Here is a 2255-nt window from a genome sequence, read left to right on the forward strand (position 1 = left end):
GATTGCGTCCCCTATATCCTGGGCGCTGTTCTCATCTCCTGACATACATCTTGCCACCGTATCGAAGATAACCAGCTTGACCTGGTCTTTGCTAATCTTAGTAATAGTTTCTATTAATTGTTCCATTTCCTGTTCTTTTAAGAGTCCCACAGCTTGGGGAATGATGTGACAGGGCGCTTTAGGCTCTAGTTCGTGGAATATATGCCAGGCTTTTAAACGTTTTCTTAATCCTCCAACACCTTCTCCAGCAATATAAAATACTTCACCTGGATTAATTGCTTTATGGTGCCAAGGCTTATTATGCGCTATGTGTAGCGCCATATCTAAAGCAATAAAGGTTTTACCACTGCCAGGAGATCCATACAGCATAGACATGGAGTTTTCTGGGATATAATCCTGGACTAACCAGGGTACAGGCTTCATATTCATTACTTCCTGGATTGACATAATAGGTATTGGAGTAATAGGTTTATCTGATAATACCTTTGTTTGTTCAACCAGGTCTAATAGATCCTTAATACTGTGATCTTCTAACCAGTCGAAAACATCACCTTTTGGCTTTATTCCTGGTAATTCTATTAGCTTTATACTCTTAGCTAACGTCTGTAAGCTGGATATAACAACCCTGGAATGTTTTTTACCTGGCTCGTCATTATCTGGAATAATAACTACATCTCTACTTTTTAGGTATTGGCTATGTTCTTTAGTCCATTTACCTGATCCACCACTATTACAAGTAGCTAATATACCCAAGCTTTCTAGCTTTAGTACGTCTTTTTCTCCTTCTACTATGTAAACTGGTTTGTCCTTGTTTTGCTCTATTTGTGGTAGACGATACGGTAGTAAAGTAACCCCTTGAAGGTTCCATACTGTCTTACCGTTTACCTGTTGGCGCTGTCTAAATGTCTTAGGTTCGTAACGTACTACCTGGTATATACTGTTGCCTTCCTGATCCTGATAATCATAGACAGTATTGTTTTCCGATACAAAGCTTTGCTCGAATTGATCGTCCTGGGATTGCTTTGGTAAATCAATTACATCTTCCAGGAATTGTGCTACGTCCACATCTGGTAACTGTTGCTTAACTAGATCCACTACTCCTCCACCTTCTTCCGTTTCGAAACAATACCAGGTTCCATCATCCAAATTCACCGTCTTGGAACCTTGAGAGCCGAACCTTAATTCTGTCTTGGTTTCTTTGCTCGGCTCTCCCCAGAAATGTTTGGCTACAGCTTTTATATTCGCTGACCATTTTGACATATCCTAAAACTCAAGATCATCTTTTAATTCTGGTTCTGGTTCTGGTTTAACAGCTTCAGTAGGCTTATCAGTCCAGCCAGCTAACTTAAATACTGGAACGTTAACTGTAGCTTCTCCAAACTTTTCTGGATTAATACCTGTTACCTCTATTATAGCCATTTTACCTTTGTTTTGTTTCTGACCTGTTCCAACTCCTTCCATCCAGACTCTTCTTAATGCTTCTCTGGATGCTCTTTGATTGGTCATCCAATCCCTCCAGGCATTTTCTGGCGCTCCATGTTTACTAGATAAGTATACTGTAATGCAAAATGCTTTCTTAAATCCTTCTTGTAATTCTACTTTTAATCCAGGTGCATCATTCCATTTCCATATAGGTGCAACTCCAGCTTGTAGTTTACCTTGACCAACTTTAATAGTTTCTGGATCTATTAATATTTTTTTTATATTACATTCGGTTCCATCTACTACCCAGGTTTTTGCCTGGGATTTGAAACCGACATAAGCTACACTTTCATTACCTAAATCTAAATTCTCCATGTTATTCTCCTTTATTATTGATTATTGTATCGGCTTTTTTTACGATCCTCTGCACGTTGTTGGAAAGTCCACTTGTAAAATAATCTCTTAATATCTCATCCACTATTAAGGACTCAGAACGTCTGCTGTTTATCTTTTTTTTTCGTAATAAATCACATACATCTGCTGAAAGTCTTAAATGTTTCTCAATTATTTTCATTTTTTTTTCCTTGTTTTCTGCACCTTACAGGGGTTTCATTAAAAAAAGTACCGTTTAGGTCTTGTAATAGTACCAAAAAATGTTTATATATGTAATAGATGATAAATAGAAAATTTCAAAAACAAACAAACAACATAACAGAAAGGAGTAATATGAAGTACAAAGCTAAGTTAATTAGTAAAGACTATGACGGAAGTATTTACATATATAGAGATTATGAAATACAAAGTTATAAAGATAGGTTTAGTGGTGGTTGGAA

2 protein-coding genes are annotated in these 2255 nt (G+C 37.0%); both read right to left on the reverse strand.

Going from position 1 to position 2255, the window contains the following annotated elements; genetic code table 11:
- A partial coding sequence (locus tag Q0L44_RS04665) for an AAA family ATPase (protein WP_296635928.1) occupies nt 1-1260 on the reverse strand: 1260 nt, incomplete at its 3' end.
- A gap of 3 nt (nt 1261-1263) precedes the next feature.
- Nucleotides 1264-1797, reverse strand: coding sequence for a hypothetical protein (locus tag Q0L44_RS04670; RefSeq protein ID WP_296635931.1), 534 nt, complete (start codon nt 1795-1797; stop codon nt 1264-1266).
- Nucleotides 1798-2255 lie beyond the last annotated feature (458 nt).

Origin of the sequence: Polaribacter sp., from assembly GCF_024639685.1 — a bacterium.
In the GTDB taxonomy this organism is placed as follows: domain Bacteria; phylum Bacteroidota; class Bacteroidia; order Flavobacteriales; family Flavobacteriaceae; genus Polaribacter.

What these genes read in the sequence shown, in the direction of transcription:
- Q0L44_RS04670 (WP_296635931.1), bottom strand. Translation starts at nt 1,797, where the DNA reads ATGGAGAATTTAGATTTAGGTAATGAAAGTGTAGCTTATGTCGGTTTC.